Source organism: Salinibacterium sp. SWN139 (genome assembly GCF_015864625.1).
Classification (GTDB): domain Bacteria; phylum Actinomycetota; class Actinomycetes; order Actinomycetales; family Microbacteriaceae; genus Rhodoglobus.
The window spans coordinates 90,732-114,919 of record NZ_JADYWV010000003.1 but is presented as its reverse complement, the minus strand read 5'-3'; the positions used below and the strand labels follow the sequence as shown (position 1 = coordinate 114,919).

The window sequence follows — 24,188 nt, the reverse complement described above, 5'->3', positions numbered from 1 at the left end:
CAACGGGGCGCGATGAATATCACGTTCACTGTCAGCGCATCCCGATAGCGTTGACGCATGGTCACCTTGCCCTCTGAGCGTGCGGATGCCGCGGCTAACGCACCGCATACGCTCGACGATTCTCAGCGCGCTGTTGTCGACCTCGCCGACGGCATGAGCGCGGTTGTTGTTGGAGCACCAGGCTCGGGCAAAACCGCAACTCTCGTGGAACTCGTGGCTGAGCGTGTGCACGCCCGCGGCTGGTCGCCCGAGCAGATTGTGGTGCTCTCGGCAACCCGTCAGAGTGCGACGGCGCTGCGTGATCGTTTGGCAGCACGCATTGATGCGCCCACGCTGGGGCCGATGGCGCGAACCGCGAACTCTCTTGCGTTCGAAGTGATCCGCGAGGCCGCTGCTGTTGCCGGAGAAGGCCCGCCAACACTGCTCACAGGCGCTGAGCAAGACCAAATCATTTCTGACCTACTGGCGGGCGAAATCGCTGACGGCACGGGCGCGCCGTGGCCGGCCCACCTCGATCCGGAGGTTCGCCGCCTGCGAGGGTTCCGCACGGAGTTGCGAGATCTCATGATGCGCTGTGTCGAGTTTGGGGTCACTCCCGCTGACTTAGCGGCGCTCGGCGAACGCACCGATCGGCCGGAATGGGTGGCGGCATCCGCCTTCATTGCGGTGTATGACCAAGTGAAGGCCAGCTATCGCGATCGGCATTTTGATGCGAGTGAGCTGCTGGCTGAGGCCGCTGGGCTGATTGCGGGTGGGCACTATGCGGCGATCGATCGGCTGCGGTTGGTCGTGGTCGACGACGCCCACGAGCTCACCGAGGCCACCATTTCTCTCGTGCGGGCACTCGCCAGTCGCGGCATTACGATCATCGGTTTTGGCGACCCCGACCTCACCACGGGGTCGTTCCGGGGCGCGCAGCCTGCCGTGCTGTCGCAGTGGGCGACGCGGCTCGGGCTGGAGAACTGCGAATCGTTGTTTTTGTCGTCGGTGCATCGGCACAGTGCTGAGCTGCGTCAGACGGTGACCAACCTCACCCAGCGCATCGGTGTTGCGGGGCTCATCGAGCAGCGCAAGTCGTCGGCAGTCGCTACGGCACCGTCGAGCATCCACAGTTTTCAGCTGTCGACACCGGCCGAAGAGGTTGCGTTCATTGCGCGCCATTTACGCGAGAAGCATGTGCTCGAGTCGGTGCCGTGGTCGCGCATGGCCGTCATTGTGCGCACCGGTTCGCTGATTCCATCGCTGGCCCGGCAGTTGCGCACCCTCGAAGTTGTGACGAGTGTGTCGAGTGCGCGCAGTGCAGTGCGCGACGAATTCAGTGTCAACGGTTTGATCGTCTTGCTGGAGCTGGCGTTGAAACGTCGCCCGTTGGATGCCGCAGCAGCCGTCGAGCTGCTGTGTAGTTCCGTTGGCGGTTTCGACACCGTCTCGCTGCGGCGCCTCAAGGCTGCGCTGCGCCACGAAGCGCTCGGTGCCGAAATTTACGACTCGGCCGACGAACTCATTGCGCAAGCGCTGGCCGCCCCGGCAGGGTTCGTCACGATCGATAATCGCGTCGCCCGGCAGGCCGCAGCGGTCGCCAAGAACCTTCACGAAACCGCTGCTGCGGGGGCCGCAGGCGACACCATCGAAGAACTGCTGTGGGGCGCGTGGCAGCGCAGCGGGCTTGCCGAGCGCTGGTTCGAGCAAGCTCTCGGAGCCGGCGTTGTCGCCGAGGAAGCCAACCGTCACCTCGATGCCGTGGTTGCCCTGTTCTCCTCGGCCAAGCGTTTTGTGGAACGTCGACCGGATGCCCCCGCCAACGTTTTTCTCAACGAATGGCTCTCGGCCGACGTCGCGGAAGACACCCTCGCCGCGCGCTCGATTGTTGACTCGGTCACGGTCGGAACGCCCGCATCCGTCATCGGCCAAGAGTTCGATGTCGTGGTGGTTGCCGGTATGCAAGAGAACGTGTGGCCGAACCTCCGCGTGCGCGGCTCGCTGCTCGGTGCCCACGACCTGCCCCGTGTGCTGGCGGGGGAGAAGCTCGCGGTTGCCGACCGTCGCCGCGAAGTGCTCCACGACGAATTGCGGATGTTCGCCCAAGCCGTGTCGCGGGCAACGAGCGAAGTAATTGTGACTGCCGTGGCCGGTGATGACAACATGCCGTCCCCATTCTTGACGCTCATTCCTGAGCCGGATGAGCCCGTGCGTTCGCGCCCGCCGCTCAGCCTGCGCGGTCTCGTGGGCGTGCTGCGCCGCGAGCTGACCACGGGCGCTCAGCCGGAGGCCGCCGCAGCGTCGCTGGCACGCCTCGCCGGCGAGAGCGTTCCCGGTGCCGATCCGCGCTCCTGGTACGGGCTCCGCGCACCAAGCACCACCGCGCCGCTTGTCGACCTCACCGAACCGGATGCCGAAGTGCGGGTATCTCCCTCGCGCATGGAATCGTTCGAGACCTGCCCCCTGCACTGGGCGATCGACCAGCTGGGTGGCTCCACGACCAATGTGGCTTCCAACCTTGGTTCGCTCATCCACGGTGTTGCTGAAACGGCCACTGATTTCAGCGCCGATGCGCTCTACAAGGCGGTGGAGGAACGCTGGGGCGAGATGACCTTCGAGGCCTCGTGGCAATCGGAGGCTGAGAAGCTGCGCGCCCGCACACTGACTCAACACTTAGCCGCCTACTTGCGCGACTTCGCCGCTGACGGGGGAGAACTCATCAGCAACGAGATGGGCTTCGTGCTTCCCCTCGAACAGGCCAGACTGAGCGGAAAAATTGACCGCGTCGAAATGTATGGCGGCACCACCGCCGTGATCGTCGACCTCAAGACCGGCAAGAACGAGCCATCCAGCGACAAGGCTGTTGCCGATCATCCGCAGCTCGCCGCCTATCAACTTGCCTTCGCTTCTGGCGCCATTGAGGGTGTGCCCGAAGGCCTCGTCAATGGGGGAGCGAAGCTCGTGGTGCTCTCGCCGTCGGCCAAGACCCGCGACTATGACGCCCCCAAGCAACAACCGATGAACGACGAGGAGCTCGAACTGTTCCGACAGCGCGTAATTGAGGATGCCCGCGGAATGGCCGGCAGCGTATTCGTAGCCAGGGTCAGCAGCCACTGCACCGATCCGTGGAGCTTCGGCAACTGCCGCATCCACGTTGTGCCGGCGGTGAGTGCCCGATGATCTCTTCTGTCGACCTCGCCGGTCTCATGGGCATCCACGCTCCCACCGAACAGCAACGTATCGTGATCGAGGCGCCGCTGAGCCCCGCCCTCGTCGTCGCCGGCGCGGGCAGCGGCAAGACCGATACGATGGCCAGCCGCGTCGTGTGGCTCGTCGCCAACAACTTGGTGAGCCCCGACCAAATTCTCGGGCTCACCTTCACACGAAAAGCCGCGGGTTCGCTCAGCAAGCGCGTGAGCGAACGAATTGCGATCCTGCGCGACGTGCAAAGTGCCCATCCCGAACGCTTTGTGGCGACCCCCGAAACGGCATCAATCGAGTTCGATCAACCCACCATCTCGACCTACAACTCCTTTGCCAGCGCACTCTTCACCGAGAACGCGCTCCTCATCGGTCGCGAACCCGAATCGACTCTCCTCAACGATCCATCATCGTGGCAACTGGCCCGCAAGCTTGTGGTGTCGAGCACGGATGAACGGCTCATCGGCCTCGAAAAGTCGATCAACGCGCTCACAGAAGCCGTTCTCGACCTCAGCCATGCGCTCAGTGACAACGTGGCTAGCGCCGAAGATGTTGCTGCCTACGCGCAACGCTTCACTCAGATTTCCGAGCTTCCCTACGCCGAGACCGCCCGCAAGAAAACCCCCTACGCCTCGGTTATCGATGCGGTGAAAGAGGTCGGTTCGCTCGCGCCGTTGCTCACTCTGGCCGTTCAGTATGCTCAGCAGAAGCGGGCGCAGGGGCTCCTCGAGTTCAGCGACCAAGTTGCCCTCGCCCTCGAAGTAGCCGAGCGCTCGAGCGATGTTGTCGCGCACTATCAAGACCGCTACCGGGTCGTTCTGCTCGACGAATACCAAGACACCAGTGTCGTTCAAACCCGGCTGCTTGCACGCCTCTTTGGTAACCATTCGGTCATGGCGGTCGGCGACCCACACCAGTCAATTTATGGCTGGCGTGGAGCCAGCGCAGCTAACCTCGCGCGCTTCAGCCGCGACTTCACCGACAACGCTGATGCGCAATATTTCGCGCTGTCTACGAGTTGGCGCAATGCCACGACCGTGCTCGACGCCGCCAACGTGATCGTCGAACCGCTCAGCGCACGCTCACCCGTGCGCGTCGAATCGCTCGGTGCTCGGCCCGCCGCCCCCGCTGGATCGGTCGATACGTTTTATTTCGAACACATTGATGAAGAAGCTCACGGCGTCGCGAAGTGGTTTGCCCGTGCCCTGGCGCCGCAGGCGTGGAACCGTTACAACCCCGATCCTGACGCTGAGGCTCCCACCCCGCCGACCGCCGCCATCCTGTTCCGCCGTCGCAGCGACATGGAGCGTTTCGCCACCGCCCTCGGCGCAGAAGACGTTCCGTACCACGTGCTCGGCATCGGCGGACTGCTCTCGACCCCCGAAATCGTTGACCTCGTGAGCGCGCTCACCGTGATCCACGACCCCACCGCCGGCTCTGAACTCATTCGGCTGCTGTCGGGCGCGCGCTGGTCCATCGGCCCGCGCGATCTTCAAGAGCTCGCATCACTCTCGCGCTGGTTGCTGAGCCGCTCAGTCACGCAGCAGGAGCTGAGCGCCGAAGTGCGCCAGCGGATGCGAGACTCCGTCGCCGTCGACGATTCGGCATCCATTGTGGATGCTCTCGACTTCGTGGGCGAGGCTCCCGCAAGTCATTCGCAGCTCAAGGGTTTCAGCGAAGAAGGCCTGTCTCGGCTCAAGGATGCCGCCAAGCAGTTGGCGTTCTTCCGTTCCCGAGTCGGGCTTGAGCTTGGCGACCTCGTGCGCTTGCTTGAGCAAGAACTGCTCCTCGACATTGAAGTGGTGGCGAGCCGTCCGCAAGCCCACGGGATGGCGAACCTGTATGCCTTCCACGATGAGCTTGCGGGCTTCTTGGCCAGCGATGACCAAGCGAACCTCGGTAGTTTCTTGTCGTGGCTGCGCCGAGCCACGCAGCAAGACATGATGGGCCCGCGCAGCGACGATGCCGAAGCCGGCACAGTGCAATTGCTCACGATTCACGCGTCCAAGGGCTTGGAATGGGATCTGGTAGCGGTGCCCCGCCTCGTAGACGGCGAAGTGCCGGCGACCTCACGCGAGGGCAAAGGGTGGGTTAGCTTTGGCAAGCTGCCCTTCGCGTTCCGCGGTGATGCTGGAGAGCTCCCCGAACTCGAATGGGAGAACGCGCACTATCAATCCGAGTTCGATGGTTCCCTCAAAGAATTCAAGACAGCCCTCGCTGAGCGGCACCAGGCCGAAGAACGACGCCTTGGCTATGTGGCGATTACTCGTGCTCGCGACAATCTATTGCTGACCGGCTCATTCTGGTCGAGCCGCAGCAAGCCCCAAGCGCCCAGTATTTTCTTGCAAGAACTTGAAGAGCGCGGGCTCATCGAAGAACTTCCCGCTGACCCGGTCAACGACGAGAACCCCACTCTCAACGATGTCGTCGACCCGCTCTGGCCGTTCGACCCCCTCGGCAACCGCCGCACGAGCGTTGAAACAGCGGCCCACCTCGTTGCCACCGCTGATCCGGGGGCTGATGGTCTCTGGTCACACGAAATCGACCTGCTGCTCGCCGAGCGCAGTCGTGCCGCGAGCGAAGCCCGCCGCACTCCACTGCCGCAGCGCATCCCCGCCTCCCGTTTCAAGGACTACATCGCCGACCCCGAAGCCGTCGCGCTCTCGCTCCGTCGACCGATGCCCGAGAAGCCCTACCGAGCGACGCGCCTCGGCACCCAGTTTCACGAATGGGTCGAATCACGTTTCGGCTCTACGTCATCCACCGAAACACTTGACGCTTTCGCCCTCGAGATCGACGGCACCGACTTTGATGGCTTCGATGGTGAGAATGCGGCGGATGTCGAAAAGCTCGCCGAGCTGCAAGCGACCTTCGAGCGTTCGGCGTGGGCCACGCGCAAGCCCGTCGACGTGGAGATCGAGATCCACGTCCCCTTCGGCGACCGCGTCGTTATCTGCAAGATCGACGCCGTATATACCGATGGCGATCGCTTCGAGATTGTCGACTGGAAAACGGGGCGAGCCCCACGCGATGCGGCCGACCTCGAAGCGAAGCAACTGCAGCTCGCCCTGTACCGGCTCGCCTATGCGCAGTGGAAGGGTGTGCCGCCCGAGAACATCGATGCGGCGTTCTACTTCGTCGCTGACGACACCGTGATTCGTCCGAAACACATCTCGAGCGAAGCCGAATTGCGCGACGTCTGGGCCAAGTCCGTTGGTGCCGCACCCAGTTTCGGCGGCTAAGCCCGCCGCCAGCTGAGCCAGTCAGTGTCTAAGTGCGCCAGTGGCTAAGCCCGCCGCTGCACCGGCCGGCTAAGAATGGCTGTGCTGAGCGCCTCGATTGGTTCGCGCGCCGCCATCGGATTGTCGAGCAACACGAAGTCGACATCGCCTAGCTCGGGCAAGTCGAATGATGCGGGAACCTGGGCCAAATCGGGCGGGATGAGCGACTGCGGAAACACCGCGATACCGATCCCTGCGCGCACCGCGGCAAGAGCGCCATTCACTTCCTTCACGTTGCACGTGATGCGCCAGGTTCGTCCGACAGCCTCAAGCGCACGCATCGCGTACGCGCGGCCCAGACTCGGAGCTTGGTAGGCGATGAGCGGAACCGGCGCCCCCGATTCAACGGTCATGCTTTTATGGCCCAGCCACACCATCCGGTCTCGGCGCACCAAGCGCCCACCTTCGGCACCGGCGTCTTGTTTGACGAAAACCAGATCGAGTTGGCCCGCCTGAAGGCGGCGCACGAGATTGCCGCTCTGGCTCACGGTGAGTTCGAGATTGATGTGCGGGTAGAGCTGCCGAAAGTCACGCAGGATGCGCGGCAACTGGGTAAGGGCAAGGTCATCTGCTGATCCGAACCGAAGCCGCCCGCGCATCGCAGAGCCGGTGAAGTACTTCACTGCTTGGTCTTCTGCCGCAAGAATTGCTCGCGCAAACCCGAGCATCGCTTCGCCGTTGTCGGTGAGCGAGACGGTGCGAGTGTCGCGCAGCACGAGTATGCGGCCTGCCGCAGCTTCGAGCTTGCGGATGTGTTGGCTAATCGTCGGCTGGCTGAGCTCAAGGGTGCGGGCGGCCTCCGTGAAACTGCGGGTGTCTGCGACAGCGACGAAAGATTTCAGGACGACAGGATCAAACACAATGCCTCATTACGAAACGTAATCGAATTTATAGCGTTGATTATGCCGTGAAATGAGTGACGAGACAATACGCTTGAGCGTGTGAGTATGCCATCTGAGACGTCGCCGGCGACAGTGCCTATCTCGGCGGTCATGCAGCGGCCGCTCTGGCGCGATACCTTCAGTTCTCTTCGGCTGCACAACTACCGTCTCTATGTCATCGCGCAGTTCATTGCGTACACAGCGGCGTGGGTGCAGCGCATCGCCGTCGACTGGCTCGTTCTGGAACTCACCGGCAACGTCGCGCTCGTTGGCCTGACGATCGCCATCCAGTTCACGCCGACCATCATCCTCGGCGCCTATGCGGGGGTTATCGCCGACCGCTTCGACAAGCGGGCCACGCTGATGGTCGCGCAGTCCATCATCGGCACGCTCAGTCTTGCGTTGGCCATCGTCACGATCATGGGAGTGGCCCAGCTCTGGCTCGTGTATCTGCTCGTGCTGCTGATGGGCATCATTCAAGTCTTCGACAACCCCGCTCGTGCGGTGTTCGTCAACGAACTCGTCGGACCGCGCCATTTGCGCAATGCCATCAGCCTCAACGCGTCGATTTTCCACTCGGGCGCGTTTCTCGGGCCTGCCCTGAGCGGCGCGCTGATCGTCGCCGCCGGCTCGGGCTGGGCAATCGGTATCAACGCTGTTGCGGTTGTAATCGGCGTGATCATCTTGGCGTCCATGCGCAAGAACGAACTACTGATCGCCCCTCGCGCACCCGAATCGAAGGGCCAGATTCGCGAAGCGATTCGCTACATTCGGGCTAAACCTACGCTGTTCTGGACGATGGTGATGGTCTTCGTTGTTGCCGTGTTCGGGATGCCGATGCCCACGCTCCTCGCTGCCATGGCCAACACCGTCTACGACACCGGCGCCAGCGGCTACGGCCTGTACAACTCATTGGCCGCGATCGGTGCCTTGCTTGGAGCCCTTGCCTCTGCTCGTCGCGCGAGTCTCCGCTTGCGCACGATCATCTTTGGCGCGGTGCTCTACGGTGCCATGATGATGCTCGCCGGCGTCGTGCCCATTTATGGCATGTTCTTGGGGGTGCTGATCGGTATCGGCCTCAGCCGACTCCTGCTCATGACAGCCGCTGAAACAATGGTGCAACTGTCATCCAATCTCGTGATCCGCGGCCGCGTTATGGCCTTCTGGGTCATGGTGATTCTCGGCGGTCAGGCTGTCGGCGGTCCGCTCATGGGAACCATCGCGGAACTCTGGGGCGCCAAGCTTGCCTTCGTTATCGCCGGTGGCGTGCCCGCCGCAGTAGCGATCGGTATTGCCATCGTGCTCGCGCGCTCCGGTCGCCTCACGGTAAAAGTGGCACCGCGCCGAGCCGGTCGGTGGGTGGCCATCGTGCCGAAGCATCAGTCGCGCGCGATCACCGAGCCCATCACCATCGTGGATGCCTCAGCAATGCAACCGGCACCGCGCGGAATGCGATTGCGAAAGCTGCGCTCGTCCTTGCTGCGCTCGTCAGCGAAGAGACGCCGGGAACGCAAGTAGCGAGCAGGCGCGGTCAGCAGAGGAAACTAACCTGCGCGGTTATCTTTGCGCAGCATCGCTTCAACTTCATCGACGGCCATTGTGGGCATCGTGTTGGCGCTGATGGGGTTCATGACGTCGTCACGGATGTCGTCGAGCAACGTGGTGAGCATCTCACCGGCGTCGTCCACAATTTCGGTACTTCGCACTTCGGTACCGTGCAGCAACCATTTCGCGACCGAAAGCTCGGCGTAGAAGGTGGCGCGTTGTTTGAGCTGGCGGTCACCGGCTCCCCGAGCATCCGCGTAGGCGCCGAAGGCTGTGTCGATGATCGCGTCATTGCGCGGACCAAGCAGCCACTGCAGATCGGTGGCCGGGTCGCCGACCTTGATGTCTTGCCACCCGAGTACGCCGGTCACAGCGTTGTCGACGCTCAAGAACGAATCGGAGACGAGGGAACCGTTGACGACGCTGGGCTGGAACTGCCACAGCTTGGAGTCTTCGGCTGCCTTGCGCCAGCGTTCGAGCAGCGCAGCAGGCACCAGCTTGGTGGCGGCGGCACGGTCGATGATCGAAATGCAGGAGCGTAGGCACTCGCCGGCGGTCTGCACAGGGAGTCCGGCATCCGCAACGAAGCTGGTGGGAAGGGCGTGAATCGCGGCGATGGCGGAACCAATGGATGCCGCGAGCGACCCAGCACCGGTCGTGTAGGAGCGCATCGGAACTTTGCTGCCATACACAAATTCGTAGACGATGCCGCGAGTTTGGCCGACAGGAACTTGCCCCGCGTAGCTCGTGACATTGAAGGGGAGACGGGTGCGCACACCGGCACTCAAGGCGCGCAGGGCGACGAGGTCGGCGGACTGTACGTTCTCGGCCGCAGCGTTTCGTGGCACCCGAATAATCCAGTGTTTGCCGGCGCGGTCAGTGATGAGCGCCGAATCGAAGTCGTTTCCGTTGCCGGTGCCGAACGGGGCGGCTGCGGCAACTTCGAGTCCCTCGACAGCAGAGGTCGCCAGCGCGGCTAGAGTGAGATGTGATCTGGCCATAACACTCAGGGTAGGTTGCTCTGACGTGCATTTGCCGCACGCCACGCACTTGGGACGGGGTCGATACATGTCACAGGCTTTTCTTTCGCGACTGCCATTGTCGCGATATGAGATCGATCGTGACCACTTAGCTCGGGAAGATCCGCGTCTTCTCGACCGCTTGTGGCGCGAATCGGCAACTCGTGTGCTGCCGATTTTTGATGGCTCGGCCCTGCTGGCTGCCGATGGTTCTTTGGCGCTCTTGCACCCGGATGCGATCGAGCGCGGTCACACGAGCGTCTATTTGGGGCGCTCGATGTCGACAACGAGTCCCGAACCGGTTGGCACGCCCATCGTGACGGTTGAACTCGAGGATGCCGGTCACTTTGCCGAGGCCGAGTGGGGCAACTTGCGCAGCATTGCACCGCAGTTGAGCGACCGGGATGCGGGGCTTTTCACTGAAGCGCTCGCGATTTTGAACTGGCACTCCTCACACTTGTTCTCGCCGCGCACGGGGGAGCCGACCGTTGTGGAGAAAGCCGGGTGGGTTCGCCGCGATGTCGCGTCCAAGCTTGAAGTGTTTCCTCGCACCGACCCCGCGATCATTGTGGGGGTCACCGACAACGATGATCGTCTGCTTCTGGGGTCGAATGCGCTGTGGGAGTCGAATCGCTATTCCTTGCTCGCCGGGTTCGTGGAACCGGGGGAGTCGCTGGAGTCTGCCGTGCAGCGCGAAATTTTCGAAGAGTCGGGTGTTCCCGTAGTCGATCCCGTCTATTTGGGCAGCCAACCCTGGCCATTTCCGGCGTCGCTCATGCTCGGCTTTATGGCATCCGTTGCTCCTGGCTTCACAGGCCCCGGCACCCCGGATGGCACCGAGATCCTCGATCTGCGCTGGTTTAGCCGCGAGGAACTCGCAAACTCTCTCAATGAAATCCGCCTGCCCGGCCATTCGTCGATCGCTCGCGCCATCATCGAGCACTGGTACGGCCAACCGATTGACGAACAACCGTGACGCTTGACGCAAACGAATTACTCGACGCGCTAGACGAGGGCCAGCGTCAGGCCGCTGAAACTCTCCTCGGACCGGTGTGCCTTCTCGCGGGTGCCGGCACAGGAAAGACTCGCGCCATCACCCATCGCATCGCCTATGGGGTTGCGACCGGTGTGTACCCTCCCGGCCGAGTCATGGCTCTGACCTTCACGAACCGCGCCGCCGGTGAATTGCGCGGACGGCTTCGTAGCCTTGGCGCAGAAGGTGTTGCCGCACGAACGTTCCATGCCTCGGCTCTCTCGCAGCTGAACGCCTTTTGGCCTCAGACAATCGGCGGCACCATGCCGCGCTTGTTGGAGGGCAAAGCGCGCATGATTGCGCACGCCGCAGACTCGATCAAACTCAAGCTCGATACCGCAACGTTGCGGGATGTCGCTGCCGAAATCGAGTGGCGAAAGACGTCGCGGATGTCGGTCGAGCAATACGGAAACGCTGGCCGCACCGTGCCAGCGGCACTCACTATCGACAAGATGGTCGAACTTCAGTCCGCCTACGAGTCGATAAAGGATGCCCGGCGCCAGATCGACTTTGAAGATGTGCTCCTGGCGGCCGCCGGCATGATCGAGGCCGAGCCCCGCATCGCGCAGCAGGTTCGCGAGCAATACCGTTTCTTTGTTGTCGATGAGTATCAGGACGTTTCACCGCTGCAGCACGAACTGCTGCGGCTATGGGTGGGGGATCGTGACGACCTCTGTGTGGTCGGCGACGTCAGCCAGACCATTTACTCGTTCGCGGGAGCAAGCCCTGAGTTTTTACTTCGCTTCGCCTCGCAGCACGACAACGCTGCGGTGCTTCGTTTGGAACGCAATTACCGATCCACTCCGGAGATCGTGCACGCCGCAAATAAGTTGATGACGAACCAGAAGGGCGCGCTGACTCTGCAGGCGGCAACAACCGATCACTCTCCGACCCCGCAGGTCACCGGCTACGACGACGACAACGCCGAGGCCACGGCGATCGCGGCAACAATTGCCGCCCAAATCGCCGGGGGAGTCAGTCCTGAGGAAATCGCGGTGCTGTACCGCATCAATGCGCAGTCCCAACCCATCGAGGCCGCGCTCACGGCTGCAGGAGTGCCCTTCCTGGTCCGCGGCGCGACGCGTTTCTTCGACCAGCGCGAAGTCAAAGAAGCCATCATGCTGTTGCGCGGTGCCTCCATCACCACGGCGACCGAACCGTTGTTCAAGTCGGTCAGCGACATCCTTCGCTCCATTGGTTGGTCGCAAGAACCACCCGAGACTGCCGGCGCCGTTCGCGAACGGTGGGAGTCGCTCAACGTGATCATGCGTCTCGCCGAGGATGCCGCTGCGGAGATGACCCTGCGCGAATTCGTGGCCGACCTTGTCGACCGCCAAAGCAGCAACAACGAACCGTTGCGTTCCGCTGTGAACCTCGCGACCTTGCACTCGGCCAAGGGCCTGGAATGGGAGTGTGTGCACCTCATCGGCCTCAACGAAGGCCTCCTGCCCATCAGCTACGCCCGCACGCCCGAAGCGATCGACGAAGAACGTCGTCTGCTGTATGTGGGTATTACGCGTGCCCGCCGGTCACTGGGGATGTCGTGGTCGGCTAGCGCACAAACAGGCCGGGGTGCGCGTCGTGCCCCCAGCCGTTTCCTTGACGACGTTCGGGACCGGACGCAGAGCTTGTAATCTGCGTCACTTGTTGGCAGCCGCATTCAGGATGCCGAAATCGCAAGCTTTCATCGCGGCGCCCGGTGGCGTGGTCGATGCGCACCGACGCAGTAGCGTCGGCCGGTGTCTGATCGAAGACGGTGTACCCGCTGCGACCCAGACGATGCAGGGCCATACGGCTGGCCTCGCCGGCGGCTTCAGCGATGAGCGTGGGGGTTTGTGCGAGCGAGGTGCGCCCCATGAGCTGAGTCGCGATGGCAGGCCAGGATGGGTCAGCATCGCGGCGGTGAAGATCAATGCACAGTAGGCATCCGGTGATTCCGGGAGTAACGACCGGGCCAACTTCGGCAGCAGAATCGGTGATGACGACGGGCATATGGGGCACGTCACGGCGAAGCCAGTGCGAGTGTACCGAGGGTGGAATGACGAAATGGCCGACAACGATTGCGAGATCCGGGTCGGGATGGGCAAGTTCATCGGGAGTTTCGGCGACATCAACGCTCACTCCGCTGGCGGCGAGAATGCGTGCGATGGACTCCACAAGCACACCAGAGCCGAGAACCGCGACCCGAGCATTTGGCGGCTGTGGGGGAGTCGCGACTAAGACTCGAGACAGGGCATCGAGCAGGTCGTTGCACTCAGCAGGATGAGACTTCGCCAGCATTCCGAGGCCACTACGACTAATGCCGGCCACGAGAGCAGAGAGGATCTTCTCCTGGTTCTCGGTGACGCGCGGCAATACAACGACGGGTGGGTCAATGCCGAACTGAGCACTCGTAGGGGATCGCCACACGAGCGGTAGTCGGGGGTCTACACGCAGCATCATGTGCCCATTGTGCACAACTGTCCGATTGGTCAGTGTGAAGATTCCACAGCCTGAAGATGAACTATCGGCGACAAAAACCTGTTGCGCGCGCGACTCTCATCGTGCCCAGCACTTTCCTCAGTGCGGGCTAGGACTCCTCGCCCTCGTGAGGGCGGTCTCCTGACTCGTCGTTCAAGAGGTCATTAATGGCCTGATCAACGTCGTCGAGAGTGCTGCCACCGTCGCGCAATCGTGCGACCAGAGCGGCCGGGTCGTCGATATCGGCGGCCGTCGGCATGAGGTCGGGGTGCGACCACAGCGCGTCGCGTTGGTCGGCACCGAGCTCGTCGGTGACGTGCTGCCACATCGCTGCTGCTTCACGCAGGCGACGCGGGCGCAACTCAAGACCCACGAGAGTGGCAAAAGCCGACTCAGCAGGGCCACCGGACGCGCGACGGCGTCGCACCGTCTCCGCGATGGCGCCGCGCGCAGGAAGTCGTGAGGTGGCCGCGGCCGTGACCACATCCACCCAACCTTCAACAAGCGCCAAAACGGTCTCGAGGCGCTCAAGCGCCTCACGCTGCTCTTCGCTCTTCGGCGGAATGAGCGAACCGTTCGTCATCGCGTCGCGAAGCTCTTCAGGATTGCTGGGGTCAAAGTCGCTCGCCAACTCAGCAATGGCATCCGAATCAATGTGGATGTCGTGGGCATAGGCGGTAACAGACGTCATGAACTGCAGACGCAGCCACTTTGCGTGGCGGAAGAGTCGGGCGTGTGCGAGCTCGCGCACCGCCAAGTAGAGGTGAATCTCGCTGTCGGGCAGGTCGAGACCGTTGCCGAACGCGAAGACGCTCTGTGGAACGAGTACAGCTTGTTGTTCATCGAAGAGAGGGATGCCAATGTCGCCACCCGACACCACTTCGCTCGCCAACTGACCGACAACTTGGCCGAGCTGCATGGCGAAGAGGGTGCCGCCGATGTTGCGCATGACTTTGCTTGCGCCGCTGAGCATCTCGTCCATTTCCTCCGGCGCGTTCTGCTTGAGAACGTCCGTAAGGGAATTGGCGATCGAGTTGGCCACTGGTTCAGCAAGCTGAGTCCAGATGGGCATCGTGATGGTGACCCATTCGCTGCGGCTGAGCAGCTTGGGTTCCACGGTGAGTTCGGAGATATCGGTGACCTCATCGAGCCAGAGCGCAGCCACATGGAGAGCCTGCTCGAGTTTGGTACGTTCGGCGGGTAAAGACACCACGGTGCTTTGCGACGCGAGGTTCTTAGCCTGCTCAAGAGCAATGTCCCAGTTGATGCCATCGCCGCTCTTGCCAAGCGCGTTTTGGAGCTGGCTCAGCAGTTGCTGAATCATCGCCGGATCGTTGGGCAACCCTGCCGCCCCAGCCAATTTCGCCGGATCGATTTCGCCCTCGCCCGAGAGAAAGTCGCGCATCATGTCGCGGAACTCGTCTTCGGAATTGTTCTCAGCATCGTCAGCCATGCTTTAACGCTAGCCGCTCGATGCCGTGCGCGGCTGAGTTTTGACCTAGGCTAGTGACTCTTACCGTGCGCCTGTGGCGAACACCGCTCCCACCCCGTAAGGACTTAGGTGGCCCTGTTTACTGATAATCGACCCGAACCTTCATCGAGCCGCGCCCGCAGTGGCTGGCTCGGATGGTTGGTTCTGAGCGTCGCGCTTGTAGGAACCCTGCTGGCAACACTCGTCCCTTCGCCGTACATCATCGAGCAACCTGGCCCGGTGTACGACACTTTGGGTGACGTGGAGATTGAGGGCGCACTCGTGCCGCTCATTCAGATTCCGGTCGAGACGACCTACCCCACCGAGGGTGCGCTCGACATGCTGACGGTTAACGTATTGGGAAACCCCGATTCACCGCTCAGCTGGTTTGAGGTCGGCGCCGCATATTTCGATCGCAGTAAAGCAATCGTTCCTGTCGAAGCTGTTTATCCCGTTGGCGTGACGGTCGAGGAATCCACCGAGGCGGGTGCAATCCAGATGGAGACGTCGCAGCAGGAAGCGATTGCCGCAGCGCTCTCTGATCTGGGTTACGAATTCGATGCCACGCTGACCGTTGCTGAAACCTCCGCCGGTGGGCCGTCAGAAGGCGTGCTCGAAGCGGGCGACATCATCCGGAGCGTGAACGGTGAGACTTTTGCCGACGTAGCTGGACTGCGCGACGAAATCGCAGCAAACGGAACCACAACTCCTGCCGAGGTTGTCTTCGAGCGCGAAGACGAAGAATTGACCGTCGAGATCACTCCCACAATGAGCGAAGGCGACGACGCTATCCCGATCATCGGCGTTGTGGTCGGTAGTGCCTATAATTTCCCGGTCGACGTCAAGATCCAGCTGGAGAACGTTGGTGGTCCGAGCGCCGGAATGATGTTTGCCCTCGGAATCATCGACAAGCTCACGCCCGGTGCAATCAACGGCGGCACCGAAGTTGCGGGCACGGGAACGATCACCGCCACCGGCGATGTCGGGCCGATCGGCGGCATCCAGCAGAAGATGTATGGCGCGCAGGCAGCTGGTGCTGACTTCTTCCTCGCTCCCGTGGAGAACTGTGATGAGGTTGCAGAGAACACTCCCAAGGGCCTCACGGTCTATGCCGTCGACGATTTGAACGATGCGCTCGTAGCGCTGGCCAGCATCCGCGGAGGTTTGAGCGGCGCCGGACTTCCCACCTGCAACGCCAGCTAAATGAGTGCCCGTTGAGCGCCAACTAGGCGCCCAATGGATGCCGCTTCACCCCTCAATTTCTGCGATGAACCTTTCCGTGCGCCTACCAAGCGCACCTCCCTGTGAAGAACATTGCGTGGAGCTTGTGTAACGCTGAGAGCGATCACCAACCGCGCGCCCATGAAAGACCTTTAAGATAGCTCTAAGCCCCCAATTTCAGGAGCAAAGTACTGTGTCGAGCCAAACCCAATCAGCCCCGACGAGCAAGACGAGGTCTGCGTTTACGATTACGGCGATAATTCTCGCCGTCATTGTTATCGCCTTCTTCTTGTTCTCGAACCTCTACGCCGATGTGCTCTGGTATAGCCAGACCGGGTATTTGGAGGTTCTCACTACCCAGTGGATTGCTACAGCCGTGATGTTCATGATCGGCTTCGTCGCGATGGCGGTTCCGGTCGGCGTCAGCCTGCTGATCGCTTTCCGTGCACGCCCGATCTACGCCAAGCTCAACGCACAGCTTGAGGGCTACCAGCAGGTAGTCGAACCGCTACGCAAGCTCGCTATGGTCGGCATCCCGGTTCTGCTCGGCGTGTTCGGTGGTGTTTCGTCGGCAAGCGCCTGGCCCGTTGCTCTGCAGTGGTTGAACCGCAGCTCGTTCGGCACGACCGACCCCCAGTTCGGCTTGGACATCTCGTTCTACTTCTATGAGCTGCCGATGTACCAGGCTGTGGTCGGCTTTGCTTCGGCAGTACTGATCATCTCGTTCCTCGGTGCGCTCGCCACGAGCTACCTCTACGGCGCTCTGAGCGTCCACGGCCGCGAAGTTCGTATTTCGCGTTCCGCACGTATTCAGCTCGCGATCACTGCGGGGCTCTTCTTCGCTCTGCAGGCTCTGAGCATCTGGCTTGACCAGTACACGACGCTGAACGAGTCCAGCCAGGGCTTCCTGCAGACCGGTGCGAGCTACACCGAAGCCAACGCTACGATTCCTGGCCGCGCCATTCTGGCCGGCATTGCTGCCATCGTTGCCATCCTCTTTATCGTGACGGCAATTATCGGTCGCTGGCGTTTGCCGATGATCGGCACCGCACTGCTGCTCATCAGCGGCCTGGTTGTCGGAAACCTCTACCCGTGGATCGTTCAGCGCTTCCAGGTTGACCCCAACGCGCGTACCTACGAAGCGGAATACATCGATCGAAGTATCGAAGCGACCCGTGATGCCTATGGCGTCGCCGATGTCGAAGAGATTCCCTACAGCGCAACGACCGACGCTGAGTCGGGTGCGTTGCGCGCCGACGCCACGACGACCGCGAACATCCGCATCCTCGACCCCGCCATCGCCCCGGCGGCCTTTTCCCAGCTCGAACAGTTCAAGCAGTACTACCAGTTCAGTAGTTACCTTGATGTCGACCGCTACGAGATCGACGGTGAGATTCAAGACACGGTGATTGCCGTTCGTGAACTCAACCAGTCCGGTCTTGGCGAAGCGCAGTCCTGGTACAACAATGCTGTCGTCTACACCCACGGCTATGGCGTCGTTGCCGCTTTCGGTAACCAGCGTGCTGCCGACGGTCAGCCAGTGTTCCTCGAGTCGGGCATCCCAAGCTCTGGAGATCTCGGCGACTACGAGCCTCGCGTTTACTTCGGTGAGGACTCTCCGGAATACTCGATCGTTGGTGCCCCGGAAGGCTCCGCTGACATTGAGCTCGACTACCCGTCGGGTGGAGAAGACAGCGAGCAGAACGCCACGACGACTTTTGAGGGTGACGGCGGGCCTGTGCTTGACAACATCTTCAAGAAGCTTGTCTACGCAGTGAAGTTCCAATCCGAGCAGATCTTCCTCTCCTCAGACGTAACTGACGAGTCGCAAATTCTTTACGATCGCGAGCCTCTCGAGCGCGTAGCGAAGGTTGCTCCGTACCTCACCCTCGACAGTGACGTGTACCCGGCCATTGTGGACGACCGGATTGTGTGGATCGTCGATGGATACACCACGGGCGCTAACTACCCTTACTCGCAGGTCGAGCAGCTCTCCAGCGCGATTGCTGACAGCTACACGCCGGCGCCGCAGTTTGCGCTCGACGACATCAACTACATCCGCAACTCGGTCAAGGCGACCGTTGATGCTTACGACGGTTCGGTGACGCTCTACGCGTGGGATGACGAAGACCCTGTTCTGCAAACGTGGGACAAGATCTTCCCAAACACGTTGTTGCCGCAAAGCGACATGAGCGTTGAGCTGCTGGATCACGTGCGCTACCCCGCTGACCTGTTCAAGGTGCAGCGCGAGATTCTTGGGTCGTACCACGTTACTGATGCTGGCTCGTTCTACTCAAGTGATGACCAGTGGGTTACCCCGGAGGATCCGGTTTCGGGAACCGGATCGCTTCAGCCCCCGTATTACCTCACGATGCAGGTTCCGGGAACAGAAGACCCCGCGTTCACTCTGTACTCGACCTTCATTCCTAAGGGAACAGCGGACGCCAGTCGAAGTGTTCTTACCGGTTATTTGACGGCGAACTCGGATGCGGGACCTGATTATGGCAAGCTCACGTTGCTGACGCTGCCGAAGCAGGACACTATTCCTGGTCCCGGACAGGTGCAGAACAGCTTCAATACCGACACGATCGTGGCCAACCAGCTGGCACTTCTCCAGCAGGGCGACACCGAGGTGAAACTCGGTAACTTGCTGACGCTCCCCGTCGGTGGCGGGCTGCTGTACGTTCAGCCGGTCTACGTTCAGTCGACCAGCGGAACCCAGTACCCGCTGCTGCGCAAGGTGCTGGTGTCGTTCGGTGACGAGATTGCCTTCGAGGACACTCTCGACGAAGCACTCGACACGCTGTTTGGCGGAGACTCTGGCGCCGAAGCCGGAGACGGAGAAGTTCCGGTAACGCCGGATGTTCCCGTTGACCCGGATGCGCCAGTAGACCCGGATGCACCGGTTGTCACTCCCGGTGACAATTCGGCACTCGACAGTGCACTCGCCGACTACAAGTCAGCGCTTGCCGACCGTAACGCGGCCTATGCAGACAACGACCTCGTCGCTGCTGCGGAAGCTGACCAGCGCATGGTCGACGCAATTGAGCGGGCAATCGCCGCCACCGAATAGTGAAATCTGACTCAGCGGGCCGCAGCACACTGTGAGCCCGCTGAGTTCGGTTTCTGTGCCGTTCACCCTGTGTTACGCTTTATATACGCCGCGGGGTGGAGCAGTTCGGTAGCTCGCTGGGCTCATAACCCAGAGGTCGCAGGTTCAAATCCTGTCCCCGCAACCACGTAAAGAATCCCGGTCTCATTGAGACCGGGATTTTTGCGTTAACGGGCTTGCGTTAACGGGCTCATGCAGTGCCTTTGGATGCGTGATCCGCCCGCGGGTGTGAGATTCTTAGCGGCACCGGACGCCGGTAGTTAACCCCGCGAAGCTCCTGAGCCGTGTTCCTGCAGAAAGAGACTCCCCATGAATTCTCACGCCACCATGACCGCTCTCGTCACGGGCGCAAGTTCCGGGGTGGGTTGGGAAGCCGCAGCGCAGCTTGCCGAGGCAGGCTACGGCGGCATTATCATCACGGCGCGCACTGCCGAGAAAGCCGCAGAGGCTGGGGCTTCGCTCAGCGCACGAGTTCCCGGCGCGCAGTTCGTGCCGGTGACTCTCGACCTCGACGACTTCGGATCCATTTCCCGGGTTGCTGACGCCCTCATCGCCGACGGCACTGCTATCGACGCCCTCATTCTCAACGCGGGGGTTGCCTCCACCACTCAGTTGCGCCGCACCTCGGCTGGTATCGAGCAAATCATGGCGGCGACGCTGACTGGGCACCACGCGTTTACCCAGCACCTGCTCCGGGGTGGGCTGTTGAGCGCCCACGCTCACATCATCATCGCCGGGTCGGAAGCCGCGCGCGGAGACGTTCCCTCGTTCACTATTGTTGACGTGGCTGAACTGGCTGCGGCATCCTTCGACGGTGATCTGGAGCGTGCCATTGAGGCGATTCTTCGCGCGGAGCCGCCCGTGAAATACAGCAACAACAGTCAGTATGCGACGGCGAAGACCTTTGCGGTGTGGTGGGCGAAAGAGCTCGCCACCCAACTTCCCGCAGGGATGACGGTGAACGCGGTGTCGCCCGGCAACACTCCGGATACGCAAGCATCACGGGCGATGCCCGCGATCATGCGCAGGGTTCTATTGCCGCTCATGAAACTCATTCCCGGCGTCTCGCACAGCGTTCCGGCGGCCGCTGCTCGGTATCTCAGTGCGGTCGAGATGTCGGATGACGTGACCGGCACCTTCTTCGCGTCACCGCCGAAGAAAATGACGGGACAGCTCACCGCGGCGACCCAGGGCCATTTCACGAACCCGGCCGGGCAGCGCGCCCTCTGGAACGTATTGGAAAGACTGGCAGCCGAATAGAAGCGTTCCGAGTCGCCCGCTACTTTTCGGCGGAGGATCCAGCTTCCTCCTGAGCGCCAGAGGTGGGCACAGCTATCGGCTCAGTCGCAGGGGCCGGCTCAAGGAAGTCGAAGAGTTGGGGAATCCGTTGGTCGCGCAGGGAACTTGAGGCGGCGAGCCCGATGAGAACTCCCAGGGCGATCGCGATCATCGAGCCGACCGTGGTGATGAGGCTGCTGAATGCTCCTGTGTTGCCCCCTAAGACCTCGGTGACGCCCACGAGCCCCAGTGCTCCCGGTACGAGCAGCCAGAACGCAGGGAGGAAGCTGACGATCGCGGGAGGGCCGCTGCGGTGTCGCGCGACGAGCACCGCGACGGGAGTCATCGCGATGGCACCGACGAGAGCCGACAGCACGCCGCCGAACAACACATCACCGATCACTTGGGCGCCATAGGCAACGTAGAGCACGAGCATGATCCACGGAATGGATGCCGGCCGTGCGCACTGATAGACGGATATTCCGATTCCAAATACCGCGACCGCGATCCACGGCGCGATGGGGCCGAGGGGTTCGCTCGACACATCGAGGTTGATGGTGGGAATTCCCACAAGGGCGCCGGCGGAGACGATGCCGACCGCGAGCAGCAGCAGTCGCATGGCGCCAGCAGCGGCACGGGCAGAACCAGACATGATGTGGCCGGTCGAGAGTTCGATCACGGCAGTGGTGAGCAGTCCACCTGGCAACAAGATCACCAGCGGTGCTACGAGCGAGGGCAGTACACCGGAGTCAGCAGATATCCGGGTCACGAGCAACACAATCAGTGAGGAGCCGAGAGCGGCTCCCACAATCACCAGTGCGGTGTATCCGGAAGGCAGACGTTCGCCGAGCAACAGCAGCGTTCCGACACCAAGGCCAAGCGCGGCAGCTAACAGCACTCCGAGCCATGATGAGCCCAGAAGCACCGCGATCGCGGCCGACGTGAGTGCATACGCAAACACTCGTTGAACGGTTGAAAAAGGCGCAGAAAGCGCGCGCACTTTTGCGAGCTGACGCGTGACCCACGCACTCGAGCCAGCACGAACTCGTCCCACCTTGACGACGCGGTCAATCACATCAATGGCGTAAAGCAGATATGACCGACGGCCCGCCGACACTGCTCTCGTTTGCGCGGAACCGTCGGCATCCAGCGACACCAGAATTGCCGTCGGAAACACAATTACTTCGGCAGAAGGGTACCCATTTGCCGTGGCGACATCCTGAACGGCAGAGCGAACCATGCTGACCGGGTAGCCGCTATCGATCATCGCTTCGCCGACATCCGCCATGGAATTGAGCACAACCCCAGCCGAGGTCGCACTATCGCGTAGTGGCGCCGCAGGGGCAGCGGTGTGCGCGGTGAGTGAGCGCCGTCTCAGTGCGAGCCAGAGCACAATCAGGCTCGCGACCAAGACGGCAACAGCGATGAGTAATGACGTGAGCGAAACCGTGGATGTCGCAACACTGGGGGGAGTCGCCGGCAGCGGCACGACTTCGACCTCGTCTGCCGGAGTCTCGACCGGAGTCGGGGTGGCGCTCGGCGTCGGCGCGATGGTCTCGGAGGGAACCGGAGTTGGAGTCGACGTTGGGGTGGGTGTCGACGTTGAGTTGGGAGTCGACGTTGAGTTGGGAGTCGGGGCGACCGTCGGTGTGGGGCTAGGAGCGGTCGTCGCTGCGAAAGTTTCCGGAGCGCTCGGGCCGATCGCTGCCGGGTCTTCGTCGACAGCGGCCAGTGCACTGCCGCGGGACAACTCGCTAGAGGTGCTGGGTGCGGGCGCTGCCGTCGTGGCGGCGTACACGGGGGAGTTCGGCCCCACCGCTGCCGAGACAGCCAACAGGAGCGCGCCGGCCGAGCAGGCAGCGACGATCAGCACTCGAAGACTTAGTCGGCGCTGCGCGATTCTCATGCTCCAGTGTCCTCCGTGGTAGACAAACCGGTGTGTATGAAACGTACGCGGAATCGTCGGTAACAGCGAATGTGGTTGCGCTTGTCGCCTGGTCTCCTGCTCGCGTGAGCGAGAAAGGCAGCTTAGTGACGAGGTTGCGGTGCGCGCTGGCGTTGGTGAGGTCGCAGCGCTGAGCTGCGACGGGCCGTGAGCAAAGCCGATCCGGCAAGGAGCAGGAAGGTGGCAGCTAGAGCCGCGTTTGTCGCATCCGAGCCGGTCGCGGGCAGCAGTGCGCCGGCGAAACGAACGGTGGTGGCGTCGGAGGCGAGCGTGAGTTGGTCGGAGGCGACCGTGGCGATGCTCGAGAAGTCGGCTCCGACATCCGTGACAACCAAGATCGCGGTGCAGGTTCCGGTAGCACCGGGGGCGAGGTTTGTGGGCATTGCCGAGCAGTCGAACGCCAGCGTCGGCAGGGTGCTGGTGACAACAACGTTGTCGAGAGTGGTGTTTCCCGTGTTGTGTGCCGAAACGGTGAAAGTCACGGTGTCGCCCACGGCGGTGTAGGTGGTGGCGTCGGTGCTCTGGGCGACGTCGAGCGCAGAGGCTTGGCTGATGGCGGTGCTTGCGGTGGCGGCCACTGAGGTGACGGTTTCGCCCCACGTCTCTCCGGAGGCGGTGGCGGAGTTGGTGTAGCTGCCAGCGTCGATATCGTCTTGCGTCACAGCATGCTCGGCGGTGCAGGTCATGGTGGCGCCTGCGGCGAGGGTGTTTGCGGGGCACGAGAGGTTCTGCGCTCCGGCGTCGTTCACGGTGACGTTGCTGAGCGCGAGTGTGCCGGTGTTGGTGAGGAGAAAGCTGTAGTCGATGAGGTCGCCGACCTGACTCGCCGTGGCGGGCAATGCTGTCGCGGTCTTCGCGATCGTGAGGTTTGCCGTGCCGTCGACAACGGACGGGCCGATGAAGCTCATTCCCTCCGTGACGGCAGTTCCTGTGTCGTGTTCGTCGCCCACGATGACCACCATGCGTGAGACGGGGGTGGCGAGATCGGCGGTAAAACCGATCCAGCGCGTGCTGCGGTTGCCGCAGCCGTCGGGATCTGTGCCGCACAGACTTTGGTCGCCGCTCGGCACAATTTCTTCTTCTGAGATCAGCAGATCGTCGGTGTCGTAGAGGCGCACGAGGGCGGGGACGCCCAACCCATCGGTGCGTGTTTCGAGATCGCCAAACCAGCCGCCAAATGCAAGTACGTCAGCCGAAAACGTGAACTCAAACGCGTCACGGGTGTTGGCTTCTTGGGAATTGCCGCCTGATGCTCCGTAGCTGAAGCCGGCGCCGTTGGTGCAGCCGCTGTTGCCATCGAGGAGCGAGGGCCGAGGTGAGCTGCTTTGAAGGGTGTTGCCGCTGCCGGTGCACTGGGCGATTCCGGGGTTAGGGCTCACGCCGACAAGGGTGGTCGTGGCGCCGGGGGTGTACATGGTGCGTTCAACGGACACGGTGGTGCCGCCCGGTGTAGTTGCAATCACGCCGGAGAGTGGATCGTTCTGGGTGCCGTTAATGACGAGGGGAGCGGGGACTGTGCCGCCACGCGCGGTAACGGCGGTGCCCCACGCGTCGCGAAGGGTGGTGGCGGCGGCACGACCGGCGATGTTGTTTCCCGATGCTTCTGCCGAGACGTGCGAATACGTCGCAGCGGATGCCGGAGTCGCCACGAGCGCGACGAGAGAGGTCGCGAGGGCGGCGACGAAAGCAGTCTTAATCGGGTACTTCACAGTGAATCCTTTAGCGTGAAGTCGCTTCGGGTGCGACCAACACACCACCACCC

Annotated in this window: 14 protein-coding genes and 1 tRNA gene; 9 read left to right on the top strand and 6 right to left on the bottom strand. The window is 62.1% G+C overall.

Features of this window, described 5'->3' with window-relative positions; genetic code table 11:
- Positions 1–57: 57 nt before the first annotated feature.
- Both I6E74_RS10505 and I6E74_RS10500 read left to right on the top strand, forming a co-directional pair.
- Positions 58–3,159, top strand: a complete 3,102-nt coding sequence (locus tag I6E74_RS10505) for an ATP-dependent DNA helicase (RefSeq protein WP_197125500.1) — start codon at positions 58–60, stop codon at positions 3,157–3,159.
- The gene (locus I6E74_RS10500) at positions 3,156–6,422 is read left to right on the top strand and encodes an ATP-dependent DNA helicase (protein WP_197125498.1); all 3,267 of its coding nucleotides are present in this window, start codon (positions 3,156–3,158) and stop codon (positions 6,420–6,422) included. The genes I6E74_RS10505 and I6E74_RS10500 overlap by 4 nt, the downstream gene beginning before the upstream one ends.
- A 44-nt stretch (positions 6,423–6,466) precedes the next feature.
- On the opposite strand, the gene I6E74_RS10495 is transcribed toward I6E74_RS10500, so the two are convergent.
- Positions 6,467–7,321: a LysR family transcriptional regulator gene (locus I6E74_RS10495; RefSeq protein WP_197125496.1), complete on the bottom strand. Its 855-nt coding sequence runs from the start codon at positions 7,319–7,321 to the stop codon at positions 6,467–6,469.
- An 87-nt stretch (positions 7,322–7,408) separates the two neighbouring features.
- On the opposite strand from I6E74_RS10495, the gene I6E74_RS10490 reads away from it, so the two are divergent.
- Positions 7,409–8,860 (top strand): MFS transporter, encoded by a 1,452-nt coding sequence (locus I6E74_RS10490; RefSeq protein WP_197125494.1) that lies wholly within the window; start codon positions 7,409–7,411, stop codon positions 8,858–8,860.
- 26 nt (positions 8,861–8,886) lie between these two features.
- Here the strand turns inward: I6E74_RS10490 and I6E74_RS10485 are convergent, their stop codons facing one another.
- The gene (locus I6E74_RS10485; protein ID WP_197125492.1) at positions 8,887–9,888 is read right to left on the bottom strand and encodes a phosphotransferase; all 1,002 of its coding nucleotides are present in this window, start codon (positions 9,886–9,888) and stop codon (positions 8,887–8,889) included.
- Between the two features lie 67 nt (positions 9,889–9,955).
- Between I6E74_RS10485 and nudC the strand changes: the two genes are divergently transcribed.
- Entirely contained in the window at positions 9,956–10,882 is a 927-nt protein-coding gene (nudC, locus tag I6E74_RS10480) for an NAD(+) diphosphatase (RefSeq protein ID WP_197125490.1), read from the top strand.
- Positions 10,879–12,573: an ATP-dependent helicase gene (locus tag I6E74_RS14750; RefSeq protein ID WP_197125488.1), complete on the top strand. Its 1,695-nt coding sequence runs from the start codon at positions 10,879–10,881 to the stop codon at positions 12,571–12,573. The genes nudC and I6E74_RS14750 overlap by 4 nt, the downstream gene beginning before the upstream one ends.
- Here the strand turns inward: I6E74_RS14750 and I6E74_RS10470 are convergent.
- Both I6E74_RS10470 and I6E74_RS10465 read right to left on the bottom strand, forming a co-directional pair.
- Positions 12,491–13,381, bottom strand: a complete 891-nt coding sequence (locus I6E74_RS10470; RefSeq protein WP_197125486.1) for a hypothetical protein — start codon at positions 13,379–13,381, stop codon at positions 12,491–12,493. The two genes, I6E74_RS14750 and I6E74_RS10470, sit on opposite strands and share 83 nt — an antisense overlap.
- 127 nt (positions 13,382–13,508) lie before the next feature.
- Positions 13,509–14,852 (bottom strand): zinc-dependent metalloprotease, encoded by a 1,344-nt coding sequence (locus I6E74_RS10465; RefSeq protein ID WP_197125484.1) that lies wholly within the window; start codon positions 14,850–14,852, stop codon positions 13,509–13,511.
- A gap of 108 nt (positions 14,853–14,960) precedes the next feature.
- On the opposite strand from I6E74_RS10465, the gene I6E74_RS10460 reads away from it, so the two are divergent.
- From I6E74_RS10460 to I6E74_RS10445, 4 genes are all read left to right on the top strand, one after another.
- Entirely contained in the window at positions 14,961–16,073 is a 1,113-nt protein-coding gene (locus I6E74_RS10460) for a S16 family serine protease (protein ID WP_197125482.1), read from the top strand.
- 211 nt (positions 16,074–16,284) lie between these two features.
- Positions 16,285–19,164, top strand: coding sequence for a UPF0182 family protein (locus I6E74_RS10455; RefSeq protein WP_197125480.1), 2,880 nt, complete (start codon positions 16,285–16,287; stop codon positions 19,162–19,164).
- 89 nt (positions 19,165–19,253) lie between these two features.
- Positions 19,254–19,330: transfer RNA gene (locus I6E74_RS10450), tRNA-Met, on the top strand.
- Positions 19,331–19,512: 182 nt separating this feature from the next.
- Complete coding sequence (locus tag I6E74_RS10445; RefSeq protein ID WP_197125478.1) at positions 19,513–20,463, top strand: SDR family NAD(P)-dependent oxidoreductase; 951 nt, start codon at positions 19,513–19,515, stop codon at positions 20,461–20,463.
- Positions 20,464–20,482: 19 nt separating this feature from the next.
- Here the strand turns inward: I6E74_RS10445 and I6E74_RS10440 are convergent, their stop codons facing one another.
- A complete protein-coding gene (locus I6E74_RS10440; RefSeq protein ID WP_197125475.1) occupies positions 20,483–22,387 on the bottom strand; it encodes a threonine/serine exporter ThrE family protein in 1,905 nt (634 codons plus the stop codon).
- Between the two features lie 122 nt (positions 22,388–22,509).
- On the bottom strand, positions 22,510–24,135 hold the full coding sequence (locus tag I6E74_RS14745; RefSeq protein ID WP_197125473.1) for an LPXTG cell wall anchor domain-containing protein: 1,626 nt from the start codon (positions 24,133–24,135) through the stop codon (positions 22,510–22,512).
- Positions 24,136–24,188: the final 53 nt, after the last annotated feature.